The organism is Mycobacterium sp. E342, from assembly GCF_001667665.1.
Lineage (GTDB): Bacteria > Actinomycetota > Actinomycetes > Mycobacteriales > Mycobacteriaceae > Mycobacterium.
This window is the reverse complement of record NZ_LZJM01000125.1, coordinates 23704-43407: the sequence shown is the minus strand read 5'-3', so window position 1 is coordinate 43407 and position 19704 is coordinate 23704. Positions and strand designations below refer to the sequence as shown.

Annotated in this window: 14 protein-coding genes and 3 pseudogenes; 10 read left to right on the top strand and 7 right to left on the bottom strand. The window is 71.6% G+C overall.

The features are described from left to right. Nucleotides 1–122: 122 nt before the first annotated feature. From A5692_RS29750 to A5692_RS07955, 5 genes and pseudogenes are all read left to right on the top strand, one after another. A pseudogene (locus A5692_RS29750) lies at nt 123–866 on the top strand (SMP-30/gluconolactonase/LRE family protein); the annotation flags it as partial. A 190-nt stretch (nt 867–1056) separates the two neighbouring features. Continuing rightward, a pseudogene (locus A5692_RS29745) lies at nt 1057–1167 on the top strand (hypothetical protein); the annotation flags it as partial. A 689-nt stretch (nt 1168–1856) separates the two neighbouring features. After that, nucleotides 1857–2603, top strand: a complete 747-nt coding sequence (locus A5692_RS07965) for a GntR family transcriptional regulator (protein ID WP_068054351.1) — start codon at nt 1857–1859, stop codon at nt 2601–2603. A gap of 9 nt (nt 2604–2612) precedes the next feature. Then, nucleotides 2613–4211, top strand: coding sequence for an AMP-binding protein (locus A5692_RS07960; RefSeq protein ID WP_068054348.1), 1599 nt, complete (start codon nt 2613–2615; stop codon nt 4209–4211). A gap of 1 nt (nt 4212) precedes the next feature. Continuing rightward, the gene (locus tag A5692_RS07955) at nt 4213–4986 is read left to right on the top strand and encodes an SDR family NAD(P)-dependent oxidoreductase (protein ID WP_068054346.1); all 774 of its coding nucleotides are present in this window, start codon (nt 4213–4215) and stop codon (nt 4984–4986) included. Here the strand turns inward: A5692_RS07955 and A5692_RS07950 are convergent, their stop codons facing one another. Both A5692_RS07950 and A5692_RS07945 read right to left on the bottom strand, forming a co-directional pair. Then, nucleotides 4987–5448: an SRPBCC family protein gene (locus tag A5692_RS07950; RefSeq protein ID WP_068054342.1), complete on the bottom strand. Its 462-nt coding sequence runs from the start codon at nt 5446–5448 to the stop codon at nt 4987–4989. Continuing rightward, nucleotides 5445–6311, bottom strand: a complete 867-nt coding sequence (locus tag A5692_RS07945) for a rhomboid family intramembrane serine protease (RefSeq protein WP_068054340.1) — start codon at nt 6309–6311, stop codon at nt 5445–5447. Before A5692_RS07945 ends, A5692_RS07950 begins: the two co-directional genes overlap by 4 nt. A 98-nt stretch (nt 6312–6409) precedes the next feature. Between A5692_RS07945 and A5692_RS07940 the strand changes: the two genes are divergently transcribed. Next, nucleotides 6410–6772: a nuclear transport factor 2 family protein gene (locus A5692_RS07940; RefSeq protein WP_156765977.1), complete on the top strand. Its 363-nt coding sequence runs from the start codon at nt 6410–6412 to the stop codon at nt 6770–6772. A gap of 58 nt (nt 6773–6830) precedes the next feature. Beyond that, the gene (locus tag A5692_RS07935) at nt 6831–7055 is read left to right on the top strand and encodes a hypothetical protein (protein WP_067919454.1); all 225 of its coding nucleotides are present in this window, start codon (nt 6831–6833) and stop codon (nt 7053–7055) included. A gap of 99 nt (nt 7056–7154) precedes the next feature. Here A5692_RS07935 and A5692_RS07930 read toward each other — a convergent pair whose 3' ends face one another. Beyond that, on the bottom strand, nt 7155–7892 hold the full coding sequence (locus A5692_RS07930) for a DUF899 domain-containing protein (protein WP_068054334.1): 738 nt from the start codon (nt 7890–7892) through the stop codon (nt 7155–7157). A gap of 32 nt (nt 7893–7924) precedes the next feature. Beyond that, nucleotides 7925–8689 carry an SDR family oxidoreductase gene (locus A5692_RS07925; protein ID WP_068054329.1) on the bottom strand — a complete coding sequence of 255 codons (765 nt, stop codon included), beginning with the start codon at nt 8687–8689 and terminating at the stop codon, nt 7925–7927. A gap of 122 nt (nt 8690–8811) precedes the next feature. On the opposite strand from A5692_RS07925, the pseudogene A5692_RS07920 reads away from it, so the two are divergent. Beyond that, nucleotides 8812–9792, top strand: a pseudogene (locus tag A5692_RS07920) (sigma-70 family RNA polymerase sigma factor); the annotation flags it as partial. Between the two features lie 152 nt (nt 9793–9944). Beyond that, nucleotides 9945–14768: a cation-translocating P-type ATPase gene (locus A5692_RS07915; RefSeq protein ID WP_068054322.1), complete on the top strand. Its 4824-nt coding sequence runs from the start codon at nt 9945–9947 to the stop codon at nt 14766–14768. A gap of 18 nt (nt 14769–14786) precedes the next feature. Here the strand turns inward: A5692_RS07915 and A5692_RS07910 are convergent, their stop codons facing one another. Both A5692_RS07910 and A5692_RS07905 read right to left on the bottom strand, forming a co-directional pair. Then, a complete protein-coding gene (locus tag A5692_RS07910) occupies nt 14787–16352 on the bottom strand; it encodes an AMP-binding protein (protein ID WP_068054319.1) in 1566 nt (521 codons plus the stop codon). Next, on the bottom strand, nt 16349–17239 hold the full coding sequence (locus tag A5692_RS07905; protein WP_369830279.1) for an SDR family NAD(P)-dependent oxidoreductase: 891 nt from the start codon (nt 17237–17239) through the stop codon (nt 16349–16351). Before A5692_RS07905 ends, A5692_RS07910 begins: the two co-directional genes overlap by 4 nt. A gap of 274 nt (nt 17240–17513) precedes the next feature. Between A5692_RS07905 and A5692_RS07900 the strand changes: the two genes are divergently transcribed. Next, nucleotides 17514–18275 (top strand): cutinase family protein, encoded by a 762-nt coding sequence (locus A5692_RS07900; RefSeq protein WP_082962455.1) that lies wholly within the window; start codon nt 17514–17516, stop codon nt 18273–18275. 38 nt (nt 18276–18313) lie between these two features. On the opposite strand, the gene A5692_RS07895 is transcribed toward A5692_RS07900, so the two are convergent. Beyond that, nucleotides 18314–19684 (bottom strand): aldehyde dehydrogenase family protein, encoded by a 1371-nt coding sequence (locus tag A5692_RS07895; RefSeq protein WP_068054502.1) that lies wholly within the window; start codon nt 19682–19684, stop codon nt 18314–18316. Nucleotides 19685–19704 lie beyond the last annotated feature (20 nt).

Genomic DNA, 19704 nt, shown 5'->3' with positions numbered 1-19704 from the left:
ATAACGATGTGCACTCATCAGAGAGCATGATTCTCCGCGGTACCGCGATGCGTCAAGGGGCCCGATAAATACTGCAGCGCCTATTGTCTGGACCAACGGCGCGTTGCTACCGTGCGAGCGTGATGGCCGGATCGTCGCCGCCCCAGTGCCGCTATACCGCCGAACGGGACCCGCGCGCCGCCGACGGCTGGAGCCTCACCCGCCTGACACCCCCGAGCCGGCTGTTCGGTGCGAACGGCTTACGCACCGGGCCGGACGGCCGGATCTACATCGCCCAGGTGACCGGCAGCCAGATCAGCGCGCTCGACCCGGCGACCGGCCGGCTGGACGTCGTCAGCGCCAAGGGTGGCGAGATCATCGCCCCCGACGACGTCGCGTTCGACCCGAACGGCAACCTGTTCGCCACCGAAGTCATGGACGGCCGGGTGAGCGTGCGTGATCCGGCGGGCCGCAGCCGGGTGCTGCGCGACGACGTGCCGTCGGCCAACGGCATCACCTTTCACGGGCAGCGGCTGTTCATCGGCGAGTGCCGCGAGGGCGGCCGCCTGCTCGAGCTCGACCCGGCCGGCGGCGCGGCGCGAGTGCTGCTCGAGAACGCGCCGTCGCCCAACGCCATGGAGGTCGGGCCCGACGGCATGCTGTACTTCCCGCTGATGGGCGCCAACGAGATCTGGCGTATCGCCCCCGACGGCGGGGAGCCCGAACGCGTGGCCGTCGATCTCGGCGTCCCCGACGCGGTGAAGTTCGATTCCCGCGGGCGCATCGTGTCGACCCAGGTGCACAGCGGTCAGGTGCTGCGCATCGATCCGCGCACCGGCGAACGGACCGTGCTGGCAACGTTGAATCCCGGCCTGGACAACCTCACCTTCGTCGGTGAGCGGCTGTTCGTCTCCAACTTCACCGGCGAGATCACCGAGATCCTCGGCGACGGCCAGACCCGAACAATGCTGCCGGGCGGGCTCAATTGGCCGCTGGATCTGGCGGTGGGCGCCGACGGCAACCTCTACATCGCCGACGGGACGTACTTCTATGTGCTGTCGCCCATCAAACCCGGCGACGATCGCGAGCGCGGCGCAGCCGGGCGAAGCGGGTCGGCGCCCATCGGACCCGGCGACGATCGCGAGCGCGGCGCAGCCGGGCGAAGCGGGTCGGCGCCCATCGGACCCGGCTCTCTGCGCACTGTCGGGATGCTGTTCAGCCCCGGCTACCCGGGGTTCCTGCGCGGCCTGGCCGCCGTCGCCGACGGCGAGTTCGTCGTCACCACCTCCAACGGCCAGGTGGCTCGCTACCGGCCGGGTGACAACGAAAGCGTGGTACTGGCAGACGGTTTCGACCAGCTCTACGGGGTGGCGGTCACGCCGGGAGGAGCCGTGGTCGCGGCCGAACTGGGCGCGGGCCGGGTGCTGTCCATCGGCGCGGGCACCGTCGCGGTGATGGCCACCGGGCTCAGTGAGCCGGTCGGCGTGGCCATCGCCCCCGACGGGGCATGCCTGGTGTCCGAGGCGGGCGCGGGGCGGGTGGTCCGGCTCGGCGGGGCCGGCAATGCCGTATGGGACGGCCTGCAACGCCCCCAGGGCATCCTGGTCCGCGACGGGCAGCTCTATGTCGTCGACGCGGGTGCCAAGGAGTTGGTCGCCTTCGACCTGGACACCGGGACCCGCCGGACCATCGCGTCGGGCCTGCCGGTGGGTGCCCCGCCGGGGGTGACGCCCAAGCCGCTGCGCGGCATGCCGCCCTTCTCCGGGCCGCAGGGTCCGTTCGCCGGCCTCGCGGCCGGGCCCGACGGCACGCTGTATGTCTCGGCGGATGCCGACGGGAGCGTGCTGGCCGTGCGACGGGAAGGTTAAGGGGACGAGATGCCAGAAGCCAGAGTCGTCGATCACCGGTACCTGCAGGTCGCCCGCACGTTGCGCAAGGAGATTGTGGAGGGCGTCTACCCGGTGGGGTCCCAATTGCCGACCGAACACGAACTCTGTGAACGATTTGCGGTCAGCCGGTACACCATTCGAGAGGCGCTGCGGCGCCTGCGTGAGGACAACCTGGTGTCGTCGCGCCCCCGGACCGGGACCCTCGTGGTGCCGCGGCCGTCGTCGGACTCCTACGTCCAGCACGTCATGTCGATCAACGACCTGCTGGCGTTCGCGACGGACACCCGGTTCGCCATCGAGTCGGTCGCCATGGTCACCATCGACGACGACCTGGCCACCCGCACCGGATTGGCGACCGGCGAGCAATGGTTGACCGTGCGCGGTTTCCGGCGCGCCGCCGAAGCGGCGCCGGGGGCCGCGCTCTGCCGCACCGAGTACTACATCAACCGCGCGTTCGCGGGGGTCGGCCGGTTGTTGCAACGCCACGAGGGCCCCATCTTCCCGCTGATCGAGGACCTGTTCGGGCTGAGCATCGTCGAGGTTCAGCAGGAGATCGCCGCGGTGCTCATCACCCCGGACCTGGCCGCCGGTCTCGAGATCGATTCGGGCGCACCGGCATTGCAGGTGCGGCGGACCTACACGACGTCCGACGGGCGGGTCGCCCAGGTCACCATCAACACCCATCCCGCGTCGCGCTTCCGGCACTCGATGACGATGCGCCGGGTTCGTGGCTAAGCTGCCGCAATGGCCACCAGCCGGAAGCTGATCGGCGGGCGGTGGGTTCGGTGGGACGACGAACGCGCCGCCGAAGCCTACGCGCGCGGCTGGTGGGTCCGCACCACGCTGGCCGACGCGCTGCGTGAGGCGGCCGAGCGCACGCCGCAACGGGTGGCGCTGGTCGACGGTGATCGGCGGCTGGACTGCCTGACCCTGCACCGGCAGGCGACGACGCTGGCGCACGCGCTGCACGCCCGGATCCCCCCGGGCAGCGTGGTGTCCTTCATGCTGCCCAACTGGCACGAGGCCGCGCTCATCTACCTGGCCACCACGTTGGCGGGGATGGTGGCCAATCCCATCCTGCCGTCCATGCGGGACCGCGAACTCCGGTTCGTCTTGGAGGACGCCGACAGCCGAATGATCTTCGCGCCGGCCCGGTTCGGCCGCCACGACTATGCCGCGATGCTGGGCCGGGTGACCGCGCAATTGGAGTCCCCGCCCGACGTCGTGATCGTGCGCGGGGAAGCCGGCGCGGGCTTCGTGCCCTTCGACTCGCTGCTCGAAGAACGCGCGCCGGTCGGCGTGCTCCCCGCGCTCAATCCCGACGCCGTGCGCATGATCCTCTACACATCGGGCACCACCGGGCGCCCGAAAGGCGTTCTGCACAGCCATAACTCGATCCACGCCTTGATCCGCCAGCTCGGTGAGCACTGGCTGGTCGAGCCCGGCGACACGTTCCTGGTCGCGTCACCGATCGCGCACATCGGCGGTTCGATCTATGCGTTCGAATGCCCACTGCTGCTGGGCGCCACCGCGGTCCTGATGGACCGGTGGAACGGCGACGACGCGGTGGCGCTCATGCAAGGCGAGCGGTGCACACACATGGCCGGGGCGACGCCGTTCCTTGAGCACATCCTGGCCGCCGCGGAGCGCGCAGGCACCCGCCTGCCGGACCTGAAGGTGTTCATCTGCGGCGGCGCGTCGGTGCCGCCCTCCCTGATCCGCCGGGCCGCAGCCTATTTCGAGTCGGCCATCGTCACCCGGGTCTACGGGTCGACGGAGGTCCCCGTCACGACGGTCGGGTCGCTGCGGGACCCCGAGCGCGCTGCCGACACCGACGGTCGCGTCGGCCTGGCGGAGGTGAAGCTGGTCGGTGGGGAGATCCGCGCGCGCGGGCCGCAGATGCTGAGCGGATACCAGCACCCCGAAGACGAGGCCGACGCCCTCGACGACGAGGGTTACTTCCGCACCGGGGACCTGGCGCGCCGGCTCGACGGTGACTATCTCGTCGTGACCGGCCGCGCCAAGGACATCATCATCCGCAACGGCGAGAACATCTCGCCGAAGGAGGTCGAGGACGTCCTCGCCGGCCACCCCGGCATCGCCGAGATCGCCATCGTCGGGCTGCCCGACGCGCGGACCGGGGAACGCGCCTGCGCCGTCGTGGTCCCCGCCGGCGGGCCCGACCTCGACGTGGCCGGCCTGCGCAGCTTCCTCGAAGACTCGGGCGTGGCGCAGTTCAAAGCGCCCGAGCAGCTTGAACTTTGGGACGTGTTGCCCAAGAACGACGCGGGAAAGATATTGAAGCACCGGATCAAGGCGGCGCTGATGAAGGCGGAACAGTGACATGCAGGTAGCGGTGGTGACGGGGGCCAGCGGAGGGATCGGCTTCGGCTGCGCGGCGAAGCTCGCCGAGGCCGGCATGGCGATCCTGGCGACCGGACGAAACGACGAGCGACTCGCCGAGCTGGCGCAACAGATCGGCGATCCCGACCGGGTGGCCTCGGTGGCCGTCGATCTCACCGACGACGATGCCCCGCAGCGGATCACCGATGCCGCGGTGGACAAGTGGGGACGCATCGACTTCCTGGTCAACATCGCCGGCATCGGCAGCCCTCGGCCGGTTCACGAGACGGACGACGAATCGCTGGACCACTTCCTCGGTTTGATGCTGCGGGCCCCGTTCCGCCTCATTCGGCAGGTACTGCCGCACATGCCGCCGGGGTCGGCGATCATCAACGTCACGTCGACCTTCGCGGTCGTCGGCGGTCTGCGCGGCGGCGCGTACTCGGCCGCCAAGGGCGGCCTCACCGCGCTGACCACCCACATCGCCTGCCAGTACGGGGCGCAGGGAATCCGCTGTAATGCGGTGGCCCCCGGAGTGATTCAGACGCCGATGACCGAACAGCGCCTGCACGACGAGCGATTCCGGCGCATCAACACCGAGATGACACCGCATCAGCGGCTGGGCACGGTCGACGACGTGGCGAGCACCGTGGCGTTCCTATGCTCGCCCGGCGGCGCCTTCATCAACGGCCAGACGATCGTGGTCGACGGCGGGTGGAGTTCGACGAAGTATCTGTCGGAGACGGCGTTGACGTCGGAGTGGAAGCCTCGCTGATCATCCGGTCTCGAAGTGGCGGCGGATGCCGGCCAGCATCGCGATGTGCGCCTTGACGGCTTCGCGCGCCGTGAACGGCGCCAGGGGCCGCGGCGCGGCGATCCGGATGCGCTCGGTCATCCGCGTGCCCGCCGCGATCGGCTCGAAGCTGACCGTTCCGCGCAGGTGGACCCCGGGTGACTGGTCGGCCTCGGTCAACACGTCACCGGCCGCGGGCACCCGCAACGTGGCCCGGTAGGTGTTGGTGATGGTGAACGGGCCCAACGGGATCCGGTCGCGCACCCGGTAGCTGTGGACGACGCCCTCCGCGGTCTCGCTGCGCGACAGCGTCTGCACGGACACGATCAGGGGGTGGACGATCTTGATGTTGTCCAGGTCCACATAGAAGTCACGGACCTCGCCGGGGGGTGCGGGCACGTCCTGAGTCAGCGTGTGCTCGGAGTGGGCGAGCCACCAGCTCATGCGGAGAACTCCGCGAGCAGCTGCGCCGTGCGCCACCAGACCAGCACGGCGAACGCCCCCAGCGCCAGTAGCGTCACCGCCGCCTGGACCGCGTTGCGGAGCTCCTTTGGCGGATAAACGTAGGCCGCGGCGACCAGCCCGCCGGTGACCAACCCGCCCACGTGCGCCTGCCAGCTGATGCGTTGCGAACTGATCAGCGGCACAAGGAAAGTGAAGACCAGGTTGAGCCCAATGACCACCACCACCCAGCGGACGTCGACGGCCAGCCGCTTGCCCACCACGAATGTGGCGCCGAACAGGCCGAAGATCGCCCCCGAGGCGCCCGCCGTCGCCGTGTCGAGCGGCGAGACCAGGTAGACCAGCACCGAGCCGCCCAACCCGCTCAGGGCGTACAGCGCGCCGAAACGCAGTCGGCCCAGCCACATTTCGAGCGGCGGGCCCACCACGTACAGCGCCCACATGTTGAACAGCAGATGCGTCGCCCCGTAGTGCAGGAACGCCGACGTCGCCAGGCGGTAGACCTGGCCGTCGGCGACCGCCGGCGGCCACAGCGCGAGCTGCTTTTCCAGATTCCCCGACGCCATCTGCAGCACGAACACGACCACATTGACGGCGATCAGCGCGTAGGTGAGCACCGGCGTCGCCGACCGCTGCCGCCCGCCGAAGCGGGTCCGCGGTTGCCGGATGGTTCGGGCGCCCGCCCGGACGCAGTCCACGCACTGGTGGCCGACCGCGGCACTGCGCATGCAGTCCCCGCAGATGTAGCGCTCGCAACGGTTGCAGCGGACGTACGTCGGCCGGCCGGGATGCCGATAGCAACTCGGGGCCGCGGGCGGCGAATCCGGTGGGCTGGGTGCGCTCATCGCCCTATTCTCGCCCGCGCCTGCGGATCAGGCGGACGCCTTTAGCAAACCTGTTTTCCGGCCCACCGGTCGCCTACTGTGGTGTGCGTGGAGCCGACGTGAGCGAACCGGGAGTGGTCGAGCGCTACCTGGACTGCCTGGCCGCGCACGACTGGGACGGTCTTGCCGCGACGATTGCCGACGAAGGTCTGGTGCGTGAGGGCCCGTTCTGCGATGTCGTCGAGGGCAAGCAGCACTACGTCGCCTATCTGCGCAAGGTGCTCACCAATCTGGACGGGCATCGGCTGGAGGTGCAGCGGGTTTCGCACGTGAACGCCCGCCTGTCCTACGTCGAGCTGACCGAGGCGTTCGAGATGGACGGGGTCACCAAGCGGTGGCCGGAATGCATCCTGTTCGAGCAAAGCGACGACGGGCGGATCCGTCACGTCAGCGTCTTCTTCAAGCAGCCCGCTAAGCGGTGAGCCCGGGTGATCGCGAAAACTATTCCCTCGCCCACGGAATTGACCTACCGTGTGATGGGTGGAATCAAACGGAACCCCGGAATTGGTGCCCGTCGAAACATTGCACTCGGGTGATCCCATAACGGATTGCGGCCAGCGGTACATAGTCCTCGAGTCCAAGACCGTCGGCGACGGCTGCGTGGTCCTCGAACTCGAGTCCCGGGTGGACCACCACCTGCAGGTCATCGAGAAGTCGTTCCCGGCGGGCTACCACGTCAACAGGGCGAACCACCGAATTTTATAGCCCTAATTCACTCTGCCGAATAGTGCGCGCGTAGCCGTTGGACGGCTACCGCGCATTCGTGTTATTCGGGCCGAAGACACCAAATGCGATTGGCCCGATTCAGCCGTTGCGCGCCGGGCGCGGGTCGTTCGGGTCGTCGGGATCGGGTTCACCGAACCACCGCGACGGCGTGCGCTCGCCGTAGGCGTCGTGCCATTCCCACCACTCGTACGGCGGGGTTTGGGGATAACCGTCCGGCGAGTCCTCCCAGCTCTCCTGGCGCCCCAGTGCGGTCATGTCGAGGTAACTCCAGGTGTTGCCCAGCGCCTCGTCACCGCGGTTGTTGATGAAGTACGTCCGGTACACGCGGTCGCCGTCCCGGATGAACGCGTTGGTGCCGTGCCACTGGTCCACCCCGAAGTCGGCATCGAAGTCGTCGGTGATCGTGTACCAGGGCATCTGCCAACCCATTCGCGCCTTCAGCCGCGCGATGTCGGGTTGTGCCGCGCGCGAGGCGAATACCAGGGTGGTGTCGCGGGCGTTCAGGTGGGCGAGGTGGCCCACGTGGTCGGCGATCATCGAGCAGCCGCGGCACGCATGGTCCGGCCAGCCGTCCACGCCCGGCTCGAAGAAGGCGCGGTACACGATGAGCTGCCGCCGGCCCGCGAACAGATCCAGCAGGTTCGCCCTGCCCCCGGGCCCCTCGAACGCGTATTCCTTCTCGACGGCCAGCCAGGGCATCCGGCGGCGCGCCGCCGCCAGGGCGTCGCGGGCGCGCATCACTTCCTTCTCTTTCGCCAGCAGCCGTTCACGCGCGGCCGCCCAATCCCGTGCGGACACGATGGGGGGTGTGTTCATTGTCGTTGTCCTCCTTGTGGTTTCGAGTGACATCAGGCCACCGCCGACAGGCCCGTCGAGGTGAGCAGGTAGGCGTCCTCGCCGCCGGGCGCGCCGATGGCGATCCCCAGGACCGACCGGCCCACCTGTTCCGGGGTGAGGGCCGGCCCCGCGGCCCGCACAAACGCCTCGACGTCGAGCCCTTGGCGTTCGGCATAGGCCGCGACGGCCTTGGCGCCCAGGTCGGTGGCCGGCGTCAACCGCGGCAGGACGGACACGAAGCGGATCCCCAGCCCGGCGCGCTGCGATTCGACGGCGGCGTAGCCGGCGATGAACCTGACCGTCGCCTTCGCCCCCGCGTAGCCCCCACTCAGCGGCGACCCGGCCACGGCGGCGCCGCTCGACACGAGGATCACCGAGCTGCCCGGCGCCAGCGGACTTCGCAGCGCGTGGCGGGTCCAGTGGAAGGCCTGGGCGACATCGACATTCCAGTTCTGGCTGAAACTGTCCCAGCTCTGGTCCTGGATGGGGCTCATGTGGGGCGCCGCCCCGGCACCCAACACGAGCGTGTGCGGCCGGTACGTGTCGATCAGCCGCTGCGCGGTCGCGGCGTCGGCGGCGTCGGCGACCACCGGGACGAAAGCGTCGCCCAGCTGATCGCGCGCTTCGTCGAGACCGGTTCGGTTGCGCGCCACACCGACCACCTCGGCGCCGGCCCCTGCCAGGGCGCCGGCGATCGCGCGGCCGAATCCGCGGCTCGCCCCCGTCACGATTGCCGTCGTGCCGGTCAGGCCGACGGTGCTCACGGGCTGGTTCATGTTCGTCCTCGCTCTCACTGGGGAATGTCCATCCACCAATTGAGAGCCGCCGCGGCGCGCGAATTCATCGCCGGGGAACCGATGAATTTCGGCGGCCCGCCGTCTCTGTACTGGAGTAGCGTTCGGTCGCAGCCCAGACAGGAGAAGCCATGCCGGCGAGGGAGGATTTCATCGCGCAGGCGGCGCCGTTCCGCGCGGAGCTGATCGCGCACTGTTACCGCATGCTCGGGTCGGTGCACGACGCCGAGGACCTGGTTCAGGAGACCTACCTCAACGGCTGGCGTGGCTACCCGGCGTTCGAGGAACGGGCGGCGTTGCGGACGTGGCTGTATCGGATCGCGACGACCGCGTGCCTGCGGGCCCTGCAGAACCGCGCCCGCCGGGTGCTGCCGGCCGGGCTGGGCGACGGATCGATCGACCCGGAGGCCGGACTCGACGCAACCGCCGGCGCGCACGAGTGGCTGGAGCCGATCCCCGACTCGCTGATGGCCACCCCCGAGGACAACGTCACCGCGCGGCAAAGCCTGCGGCTGGCGGTGATGACGGCCCTGCAGGAGCTTCCCGCCCGCCAGCGAGCGGTACTCATCCTGCGCGACGTCGTGCAGTTCACCGCCGCCGAGGTGGCCGAGCTGCTCGAAACGACGCCGGCCGCGGTCAACAGCTCGCTGCAGCGGGCGCGGGCCCGGCTCGCGGAGCTCTCCCCCACCGAGGACACCCTGTCCGAGCCCGACGATGCCGCGCGCCGCGATCTGCTCGACCGCTACTGCGCCGCGTTCGAGAACGCCGACATGGCCGCGCTCACCGCGCTGCTGCAAGCGGACGTGAAACTCGAAATGCCGCCTCTGGATGTGTGGTTCACCGGCCGCGACCCGGTGCGGCGCTTCCTCGCCGCGCGTGCTTTCGCCAAGGCCGGCGAGATCGCGATGATCCCGACGGCCGCTAATGCGCAACCCGCGGTCGCCGAGTACCGCCGCGATGCCGACGGAGCGATGCGCGCCCATTCCATCCACGTCCTCACCGCGGGCGCCGACGGGATCGCCACCATCACGGTCTTCCTCGACCCGGGCCTGTTCAGCACGTTTGGTTTTCCCTCCAGCCGGTAACCTGTCCGCAGGGAAGCGCCCGCACCTCCGGTCACCGAAGGAAGGCCCGGCCCAGCGGAGTCATCGGTGCCGCCGCGTGGCCCGCAAATGTGGACAGGCCCCATGCCCCCCAGGATCATTAGGCGCGGTAGACGTAATTGAAGGGTGACTGAGTGAGGATTCCCGGCGTTGCCAGCGTCGTCGCCGGCATGACCGACGGAGCCGCGCAGGTAGTGCGAGCCGGCATGTCCACCGCTGCCGGCGCCGCGGACGCCCTGCAGAATCTGGCCAGCCCGGTCGCCGAACTGGCGGTCCCTGTCGTGCAGTCGATGGCCCAGACGACGGGCCGCGCCATCGGGTTGACCGGTCCCACCAACGGTTCCGGGCGCGGCGTCACCCCGCCGATCCGGTGGCAAAGCGGGCGGCGGGTGCATCTGGACCTGGATCCGTTGCTGCCGTTCCCCGGCTGGCACGATCACGCGCCCGCCGTGGAGGAGCCGGTCCGCCGAATTCCGGGGGTGGCCGCGGCCCACGTCGAGGGCGCCCTGGGGCGGTTGGTGGTCGAATTCGAGAACGAAGGCGACAACGACGCCGTGCTGGACAGGGTCAGGGACACGGTCTGCAGCGTGGCGGCGGACCTGACCCTGGTCGCCGCCAAGGATTCGCCGCGTACGGCGCCGTTCGCCGACCCGGGGAACCCGTTGGCGATCCTGGTGCCGGCCACCGCCGCCGCGATGGACGTGGCGGCCATCGGTGCCGCGGTGACCGGCTGGCTGGGGCGGCTGCCCGTCGCACCCCGAAGCGCCCGCGCGGCCGCGGCCCTGCTGAACCATCAGCCGCGGGTGGTCGCCGTGCTGGAGTCGCGGCTGGGCCGCGTCGGCACCGACATCGCCCTGAGCGCGTCGACCGCGCTGGCCAACGGGCTGACGCAGGCGGTCGGCACGCCGCTGCTGGATCTGGCCCAACGCAGCTTGCAGGTCACGGAGGCCGCGGCGCACCGTCAGCGCTGGCGCGACCGCGAGCCGGAGCTGGCCTCGCCCAGCCGGCCGCAGGCGCCGGTGGTTCCGGTGATTTCGTCGGCCGGCACCAAATCGCAAGCGCCCCGCCATAATTCGGCGGCCGCCGCCGCGGGAGAGGCGTCCCACGTGGTGGTGGGCGGGGCCATCGACGCCGCCATCGACACCGCGAAGGGATCGATGGCCGGGCCGGTGGAAGAGTACGCCGACCAGGCGGCCAACGCTTCGCTGTTGGCCGCGGCGGGTGCGCTGCTGGCCGGCGGCGGCACCGACGATGCGGCCGGCGCGCTGCTCGCCGGCGTGCCCAGGGCCGCGCATGTGGGCCGGCAGACGTTCGCGGCCGTGCTGGGGCGTGGGCTCGCCAACGCCGGGCAACTGTTCCTCGACCCGGGGGCGCTGCGCCGGCTGGACCGGGTCAAGGTCGTCGTCGTCGACGGGGCCGCGCTGCGCGGGGACAACCGCGCGGTGCTGCAGGCCCGGGGCGACGTGCCCGGATGGGACGAGGACCGCGTCTACGAGGTCGCCGACGCGTTGCTGCACGGCGAGGAGGCGCCCGAGCCCGACCCCGACGAGCTGCCGGCCACCGGCGCCCGGCTGCGGTGGGTCCGGGCGCAGGAGTCGTCGGCGACGCCGGCGCAGGGCCTCGAACACGCCGACCTGGTGGTCGACGGTGAGCGGGTGGGCAGCGTCGACGTCGGCTGGGAGGTCGACCCGTTCGCCATCCCGCTGCTGCAGATCGCCCACCGGACCGGCGCCCGCGTGGTGCTGCGCCACGTCGCGGGCACCGAGGACCTGACCGCCAGCGTCGCCGTGAGCCACCCCCCGGGCACGCCGCTGCTGCAGTTGGTGCGCGACCTGCGCACCGACCGCGGGCCGGTGTTGCTCATCACCGCGCTGCACCGCGACTTCGCGTCGACCGACACGCTGGCCGCGCTGGCCATCGCCGACGTCGGGGTGGCGCTCGATGACCCGCAGGCGGCGACGCCGTGGACGGCCGACATCATCACCGGCACTGACCTGGCCGCGGCGGTGCGCATCCTGTCGGCGCTGCCGGTGGCGCGGGAGGCGACGGAGTCGGCGGTGCGCCTGGCCAAGGGCGGCAGCACGCTGGCGGGGCTGTTGCTGGTCACTGGTGATCCGCGCACCCTGAGCCCGTTCGCGGTGCAGCGCTGGCTCAACCCGGTCAACGCGGCCGCCGCGGCCGCCCTCATGCAGGGCACCTTCGCGGCCTCCCGGGTGCTTCGGCTGCCCGACCCCACCCCGCAGCCGCTGACCGCCTGGCATGCCCTGGATCCGGAGATCGTCTATGCCCGGTTGGCCAGCCGCACGCGGCCGCTGGCCGTCGAGCCCGGGGTGGCGCCCTGGCGGCAGCTGCTCGACGACCTGTCCTACAACCCCGTGGTCGCGCCGCTGCGCGGGCCGGCGAGCCAGGTGGGACGGCTGTTGACCGCGACGCGGGCCGAGCTCGCCGATCCGCTGACCCCCATCCTGGCCGTCGGAGCGGCGGCCTCGGCGATCGTCGGCAGCAGCGTCGACGCGCTGTTGGTGGCGGGCGTGATGACCGCCAACGCGATCGCGGGCGGGGTGCAACGGCTGCGGGCCGAGGCCGCGGTCGCCGAGCTGTTCGCCGAGCAGGACCAGTACGCGCGCCGGGTCGTCGTCCCCGCGGTCGCCACCGCGCACCGCCGGCTGGAGGCGGCCCGCACCGCCGAGCGGACCGTGTCGGTGCACGCCAAATCCTTGCGGCCCGGCGACATCATCGACCTGGCCGCCCCGGAGGTGGTGCCGGCCGACGCGCGCCTGCTGGTCGCCGAGGACCTCGAAGTCGACGAGTCCTTCCTCACCGGCGAATCGTTGCCGGTGGACAAGCAGGTCGAGCCCGTGGCCGTCGCCGACTCCGACCGCGCCAGCATGCTGTTCGAGGGCAGCACCATCGTCGCCGGACGCGCCCGCGCGATCGTCGTGGCGACCGGGGCGGGCACCGCCGCGCAGCGGGCGATCTCGGCGATCGCCGACGTCGAGTCGGCGGCCGGGGTGCAGGCCCGGTTGCGGGAGCTGACCAGCAAGGTGCTGCCGCTGACCCTGGCCGGCGGCGCGGCGGTGACCGCCCTGGCGCTGTTACATCAGGCATCGCTGCGTCAGGCGGTCGCCGACGGGGTCGCCATCGCCGTGGCGGCGGTCCCCGAGGGCCTGCCGCTGGTGGCCACCCTGGCCCAGCTGGCCGCCGCCCAGCGGTTGTCGCGGCGCGGGGTCTTGGTCCGGACGCCGCGTGCGGTCGAAGCGCTGGGCCGGGTCGAGACGATCTGCTTCGACAAAACGGGCACGCTCACCGAGAACCATCTGCGCGTCGTCCGCGGCGTCCCGCACGGGACCGACGCGGACGGCACGTTCCCCGACGTGGCCGACGCGGCGTCCGCCGCCGTGTTGCGGGCCGCCGCCCGCAGCAGCACACAACCGCACAACGGGGGCGGCCACGCGCACGCCACCGACGAGGCGATCCTCACTGCGGCGAATTCCGTTGACGCCCAATGGGCGTCGGACTGGACGGTGCTCGCGGAGGTACCGTTCGAGTCCAGCCGCGGCTACTCCGCCGCGATCGGCATCGCCGGCGGGAATGGCGGGCCGATGCTGATGGTCAAGGGCGCGCCCGAAGAGGTCCTGCCGCGCTGCCGGTTCGCCGACTCCGACGCCGAGCACGACCGCGCCGAGGCGCTGGTGTTGCGCCTGGCCGAGCAGGGCCTGCGCGTGCTGGCGGTGGCGCAGCGCCGCTGGGAGGGCACGACCGGCGAGGAGGAGACCGACGCCGACGCCGTCGACGCCGCCGCCCACGACCTCGAGTTGCTCGGCTACGTCGGCTTGGCCGACACCGCGCGCGCGTCGGCCCGGCCGTTGATCGAGGCCCTGGTGGAGGCCGGCCGGCGGGTGGTGCTGATCACCGGCGACCACCCGGTGACAGCGCGAGCGATCGCCCGGCAATTGGGGTTGCCGCCGGACGCCCGCGAGATCACCGGGGCGGAACTCGCCGCCCTCGGCGAGGAGGATCGCGCCAAAGTCGCCGCCGACGTGCAGGTCTTCGCCCGCGTCAGCCCCGAGCAGAAGGTGCAGATCGTCGCGGCGCTGCAGGCCGGCGGGCAGGCGGTCGCGATGGTCGGCGACGGGGCCAACGACGCGGCCGCCATCCGGATGGCCGACGTGGGCATCGGCGTGAGCGGGCGCGGCTCGTCGGCCGCGCGCGGCGCCGCCGACATCGTGTTGACCGACAACGACCTCGGCGTGCTGCTGGACGCCCTGGTCGAGGGCCGCGGCATGTGGGGTGGCGTCCGGGACGCGGTGAGCATCCTGGTCGGCGGCAACGTCGGCGAAGTGCTGTTCACCCTCATCGGCACCGCCCTGGGCACCGGCCGCGCCCCGGTGGGCACCCGCCAGCTGCTGCTGGTGAACCTGCTGACCGACATGTTCCCCGCGCTGGCGGTCGCCGTCACCCCGCAGTACCCGGAGCCGGAGGAGGCCGCCGACGAGGCCGACCGCGACGCCGAGGAGCTGCACCGCGCATTCCAGCTGGCGACGCTGTCCGGGCCGTCGCCGTCCCTCGACGCGCCGCTGATGCGGCAGATCGTCACCCGCGGCGCCGTCACGGCGGCCGGCGCGACGGCGGCCTGGGCCATCGGGCGCTGGACACCGGGGACCGAACGTCGCACGTCGACCATGGGACTGACGGCGCTGGTGACCACCCAGCTCGCGCAGACCCTGCTGACGCGCCGCCACAGCCCGCTGGTGCTGGGCACGGCGCTGGGCAGCGCGGGCGTGCTGGTCGCCATCGTCCAGACCCCGGGCGTCAGCCACTTCTTCGGTTGCACGCCGCTGGGCCCGGTCGCTTGGAGCGGGGTCATCAGCGCCACCGCGGGCGCGACCGTCGTCTCGGTGCTGGCACCGAACTGGCTGGCCAAGCAGGTCACCGCCCTGGAACCCAAGCACGACTGAGGCGGCACCCGCGCGCCGTCAGCCGGACAGCTCCTTGCGCAGGACCTTGCCGGCCGGATTGCGCGGGATGCTGTCGACGACGTTGATGTCGCGGGGCTGCTCGAACCGGGAGACCCTGCCCTTGAGGTACTCCCGCAGCGCTTCGGGGTCGGTGTCACTGCCCGGCTGGAAGACCACGAACGCGACCAGCCGGTGGCCGAACCGTTCGTCGGGAACGCCAATGACCGCGTTGTCGGCGACGGCCGGGTGCTCGGCGAGCGCGTTCTCGACCGCGCGCGGGTAGACGTTCTCGCCGCCGGAGATGATCATGTCGTCCTCGCGGCCGACGATGTACAGCCGGCCCGCGTTGTCGAGGTAGCCCATGTCGCCGGTGCTGGTCATGCCCTCGATCACGGTCTTCGCGCCGCCACCGGTGTAGCCCTCACCGGCCAGTTCGCCGCCGACGAAGATGCGCCCGGTGACGCGCGCGCCGACGGGCCTGCCGTGTCGGTCCAGGATGCGCACCGGGCAGCCGGCGACCGGTTTGCCCACGGTCTCGGGCGCCTCGCGCAGGTCCGCGGGCGTGGCCAGGGCGCCGATCCCGACCTCGGTGGAGCCGTAGCCGTTGTAGAGGATGTCGCCGTAGGCATCCATGAACCGCTGCCCGAGGGTGGGATCGAGCCGGTCGCCGCTCGACATCACGACCCGCAGGTAGGGCACCGGGTTGCGGGCCCGCACCCGCTCGGGCAGGTCGAGGATGCGGGCGAGCACGATCGGCACGGCGGTGAACGCGTCGGCGCGATGCAGCGACGCCTGCGCCAGCGCGGCCTCGGCGTCGAAGTGGCGATGCGTGAGCACGGTGCCGCCGAGGGCCACGGTGAGCATCAGCATCCCCAGCCCGAGCCCGTGGAACATGGGCATAGCCACCGAGATTCGCGACCCGGTGCGCAGGCCGGTCCGGTCCAGAATGGTCACCCACACGCCCACCGCGGACCGCAGTTGCGGTGAGCGCGGCACCCCCTTCGGCGTGCCGGTGGTTCCCGATGTCAGCAGAACGATCCGGCCCGGGGCGGCCACGCCGGGCCGCGGATCGCCCGCCCGCGCGGTGACCGTCGCCGGGTCGATGAGAACGACCGACGGGCCGGCGGCGCGGGCGCGTTCGCCGAATTCCTCGTCGGCGATCATCGTACCGATGCGGTGGGCGCTCATCGCCGACGCCAGGGCGTCGCTGCGGAAGTCCGTGTTGACCAGGACCACGTCGGCCCCCACCCGGGCGGCCGCGAAGACGCCGGCGACGAAACCGCGCCCGTTGCGGCACATCACGCCCACCGCGTCGCCTGGCCCCACACCGTCGCGGGAGAGCCGGAGAGCCAGCGCCTCGGTCGCCGACCGCAACTCGCGGTAGTCGCAGGCGCCGTCGTCGTCGACGATCGCGGCCCGGTCGGGCCAGCGGGCGGCGGTCACCGCCAGCAGGGTGTAGGGGTTGGTGCCGCCCCGGCGCACCTCCCGGAGCAGCCGCAGGGTGGCAAGAGGTGACGGCGGGGCGAGCAGTCGCGACCGCAGCAGCGCCCGCGCCGCGGTGCCGACCACCCCCTCGCCGGTCATCGGCGGGCCTCGCGGCCGCCGCGCTCCGAGAAGAACCGTCGGTACCAGAGCCGGGCCGCGCGTTCGGCCGGCCCGGCCAGCAGCACCGAGGCCAACTCGGCCGGCAGCACCCACGGCGGTTCGTTGCTGCGGGGCCGATCGATGACGGCTTTGGCGATCGCGTCGGCGGCCTCGTCGGCCGACAGGCCGGGGAGCCGCCCCAGGATGGGGGTGGGTTCGATCATCCGGGTGCGGACCAGCGCGAAGTAGACGGTGGTGACGTCCACGCCGTCGGCGTACAGTTCCGGCGCCACGCTGCGCAGCCACCGGTCGAAAGCACCCTTCGACGCCTGGTAGGCGCCCCATTGCGGCCCCGGCACGACGCGCACGCCGACACTGGACACGTTCACGATGTGCCCGCGCCCGTTCTCCCGCATGGCCGGCAGGAGACCCAGCAACAGCCAGATCGGTCCCAGATAGTTGATGTCGATGGTGCGCTGAAAGTCATGCGGCCGGTCGTACTGGTCGTGCAGCGAGCGGCGCAACGACTTGCCGGCGTTGCTGACCACGATGTCGAGCGCGCCGTGCCGCTCGGTGATCTCCTTGGTCAGCGCGCCGACGGCCGCCTCGTCGGTGAGGTCGGTCGGGTAGGCGATCGCGCGGCCGCCGGCGGCGTTCACCGACGCCGCCAGGTCGCCCAGCCGTTCCTCGGACCGGGCGACGGCCAGCACCGTGGCGCCCGCGGCGGCCAACCTGCGCGCGGTCGCCTCGCCGATCCCGTACGAGGCGCCGGTGACCAGAACGGTCTTACCGCTGACGGCGCTGCGCAGCCTGTCGGGATCCGACACCCGCGCCGGATTGGCCAAGTGGTCCGTGACCTTGCTGAGGACCTGCACTACTGCATTCAACTCTGCCGCTGCATTCACTCGAGCCGCTTGTCGAGGATCGGCGGATGGCTTCACCGTGCGCTCGACTCGTCTAGTTAGCAGACCACATCGCCTCCCGGGCCGCACGCACCGCCCCGGCATTGCCCGCCTCGTCGCGCGCGGCGCCGGACCGGCCGGGGCCGCGGCGCCGGATCAGGGTCGCGCGCAACCCATCTCGGCCGGATACCGCCAGGTGACCGCAGTTGTGTGAATTCGCAGTAATTTCCCTGCCTTACGTTGTTTAGGCCGCCGGCTCATTGGGCACCATTGCGGCATGATCGCACGTCAAATAGCCCGTTTCGTTGCTCCAGCAGTCGCCGCGGCGTCCGGCCTCGGCGCGTCGGCCCTCGTCGGTTCCGCCCTGCCCAGCGCCGCCGCCCAATGTCCCGACGTTCAGGTGGTCTTCGCCCGCGGCACCGGCGAAGACCCCGGCGTCGGCCCCACCGGACAGGCCTTCGTCGACGCCCTGCACTCCCGCGTCGGCGCGCGCTCGTTCGATGTCTACCCGGTCAACTACCCCGCCAGCGACCAATGGGACACCGGCATCGACGGCGTCCGCGACGCCGGCGCCCACGTCGTGTCGATGGCCCACGACTGCCCCAACACCAAAATGGTGCTCGGCGGCTACTCCCAGGGCGCGGCAGTGATGGGCTTCGTCACCTCCCCCTCGGTACCCGACGGCATCGACCCCAACACCGTGCCCAAGCCCCTGGATCCCTCGGTGGCCCAACACGTCTCCTCGGTGGTGCTGTTCGGCATGCCCAACGTGCGCGCCATGAACTTCCTCGGCGAACCCCCGGTCGTCATCGGCCCGACCTTCGCCGACAAGACCATCAAGGTCTGCGCCACCGAAGACCCGGTCTGCTCCGACGGCATGAACTTCGCCGCCCACAACACCTACGCCGACGACGGCGCCATGATCGACAAAGGCGTCGCCTTCGCCTCCAGCCACCTCGACGGGGGTAGCGGCGGCCCGGCGACACAGGTCTCGAGCGGCCGGGGAAGTTTCGGCAGCTGAACCGCCTCGTCGATGAGGCCGGCGCCTGAGCCCTCGCGTCAGCCGCTATCGCGGATGAAGCCCTTGTTGCGCATCAGGGCGTCGGCCAAAAACCCGTCGTGCGGGATGGCGGGGGCCGCGAACCAGGTGGGGTGGGGCCCGAAGTACACGTTGGCGATCGTCGGCTCGCCCAGCAGAGCGTCGATCAACCGTTCGTCGTCGGTGAGCGCGGTGAGCACCAACGAATGCCGCAGCGGCTCGATGGCGTCCTCGGGCGACCAGGGCGAGACCCACACGCACGGGAAGGGCAGCTCGACGTTGAGCTTGTCCGTGTCGGGCGCCCGCAGCAGATGCACGGCCGGGCGCAGCGCGGCGTAACCGCCACCGAGGTCGGCGACCACCTGCTCGGCGCCGAGCAGCGGCGACGATCCGGCGGCCTTGGCCGCCAGGTATTCGGCGAGGGCGCGGGCGTTTTCGACCGGCTGGGTGGGCAGGATCGCGCGCTCTTCGTCCGTGGGTAGGGGCTCGATCGACGCCAACCGCCCGGCGATCGCCCGCGCCAGCGGGGCGGGATCGCCCTCGTACAGCACGGCGGTGGTGTTGACGCAGGCCATGCCCCCGAGGTTGGCGATCGAGTCGACGATGAGGTCGAGGTGCTCGCGCCAGTCCTGGTCGGCGGTGATGAGGATCTTGCTGCGCCCCGGGCCGTTGACGATCACCGCCGGGTCGCCGGCGTACTTGTCGACGACCGGCTGCCCGCCGTAGACCAGGGCGAGGTCTGCCGACCGGATGATCTCGTCGGCGCCGGCATGATCGGTGGGCAGGTAGACGGCGTCCTCGGGGCGAAAGCCGCCCTGCCGCAGGGCATGCACCAGCCGGTGGGCGGTCAGCGGCTCGCGGCGGGACGGCCGCACCGCGATCCGATAACCCAGCGCCAGGGCCTGCGGCCACAGGCCGTGCACGCCCGGACCGTTTCCCGCCGCGTGCACGGCGAACACCTCCCCGCGCCGCGCCCATACCGCGCCTCCCCGCCGGGTGGGTTCCTCGCGCCAATCCAGCGTCGCGCCCACAGGGCGGGCCGGCCGGACCGCGTCGACCGCGCCGACGACGGCGTCCGCGATGGCGCGCGCCCCGGCGCGGGTGACCGCGATCGGCAGCCCCGAAATCCGGCTGGCCAGCCCGACGTAGCCTTCGAAGTCCAGCCCGCCGATGACACCGTCGGCGAAGACGCCCGCGGCCGCCGACAGCGCCGCCGCGCGCTGCCCGACGGGCAACGGCGCCGCCTTGCGTTGCGCCGCCAAGGTGCGCGAGACATACAGCGGCGGCACGATGCTCAGCTCGGCGACCGCGGCGCCGGCCGTACTGAGCAGGACCTCGCGGCGGCGGGTCCGGTACTGCCCGCCGGGACCCAACGCATCGATCGACACCAGATCGGTTGCGGCACCGGCCC

Excerpts from the sequence above, each read along its gene's own strand:
- A5692_RS07965 (WP_068054351.1), top strand. The coding sequence starts at position 1,857 with ATGCCAGAAGCCAGAGTCGTCGATCACCGGTACCTGCAGGTCGCCCGC.
- A5692_RS07960 (WP_068054348.1), top strand. The coding sequence starts at position 2,613 with ATGGCCACCAGCCGGAAGCTGATCGGCGGGCGGTGGGTTCGGTGGGAC.
- A5692_RS07955 (WP_068054346.1), top strand. The coding sequence starts at position 4,213 with ATGCAGGTAGCGGTGGTGACGGGGGCCAGCGGAGGGATCGGCTTCGGC.
- A5692_RS07950 (WP_068054342.1), bottom strand. The coding sequence starts at position 5,448 with ATGAGCTGGTGGCTCGCCCACTCCGAGCACACGCTGACTCAGGACGTG.
- A5692_RS07945 (WP_068054340.1), bottom strand. The coding sequence starts at position 6,311 with ATGAGCGCACCCAGCCCACCGGATTCGCCGCCCGCGGCCCCGAGTTGC.
- A5692_RS07930 (WP_068054334.1), bottom strand. The coding sequence starts at position 7,892 with ATGAACACACCCCCCATCGTGTCCGCACGGGATTGGGCGGCCGCGCGT.
- A5692_RS07925 (WP_068054329.1), bottom strand. The coding sequence starts at position 8,689 with ATGAACCAGCCCGTGAGCACCGTCGGCCTGACCGGCACGACGGCAATC.
- A5692_RS07910 (WP_068054319.1), bottom strand. The coding sequence starts at position 16,352 with ATGACCGGCGAGGGGGTGGTCGGCACCGCGGCGCGGGCGCTGCTGCGG.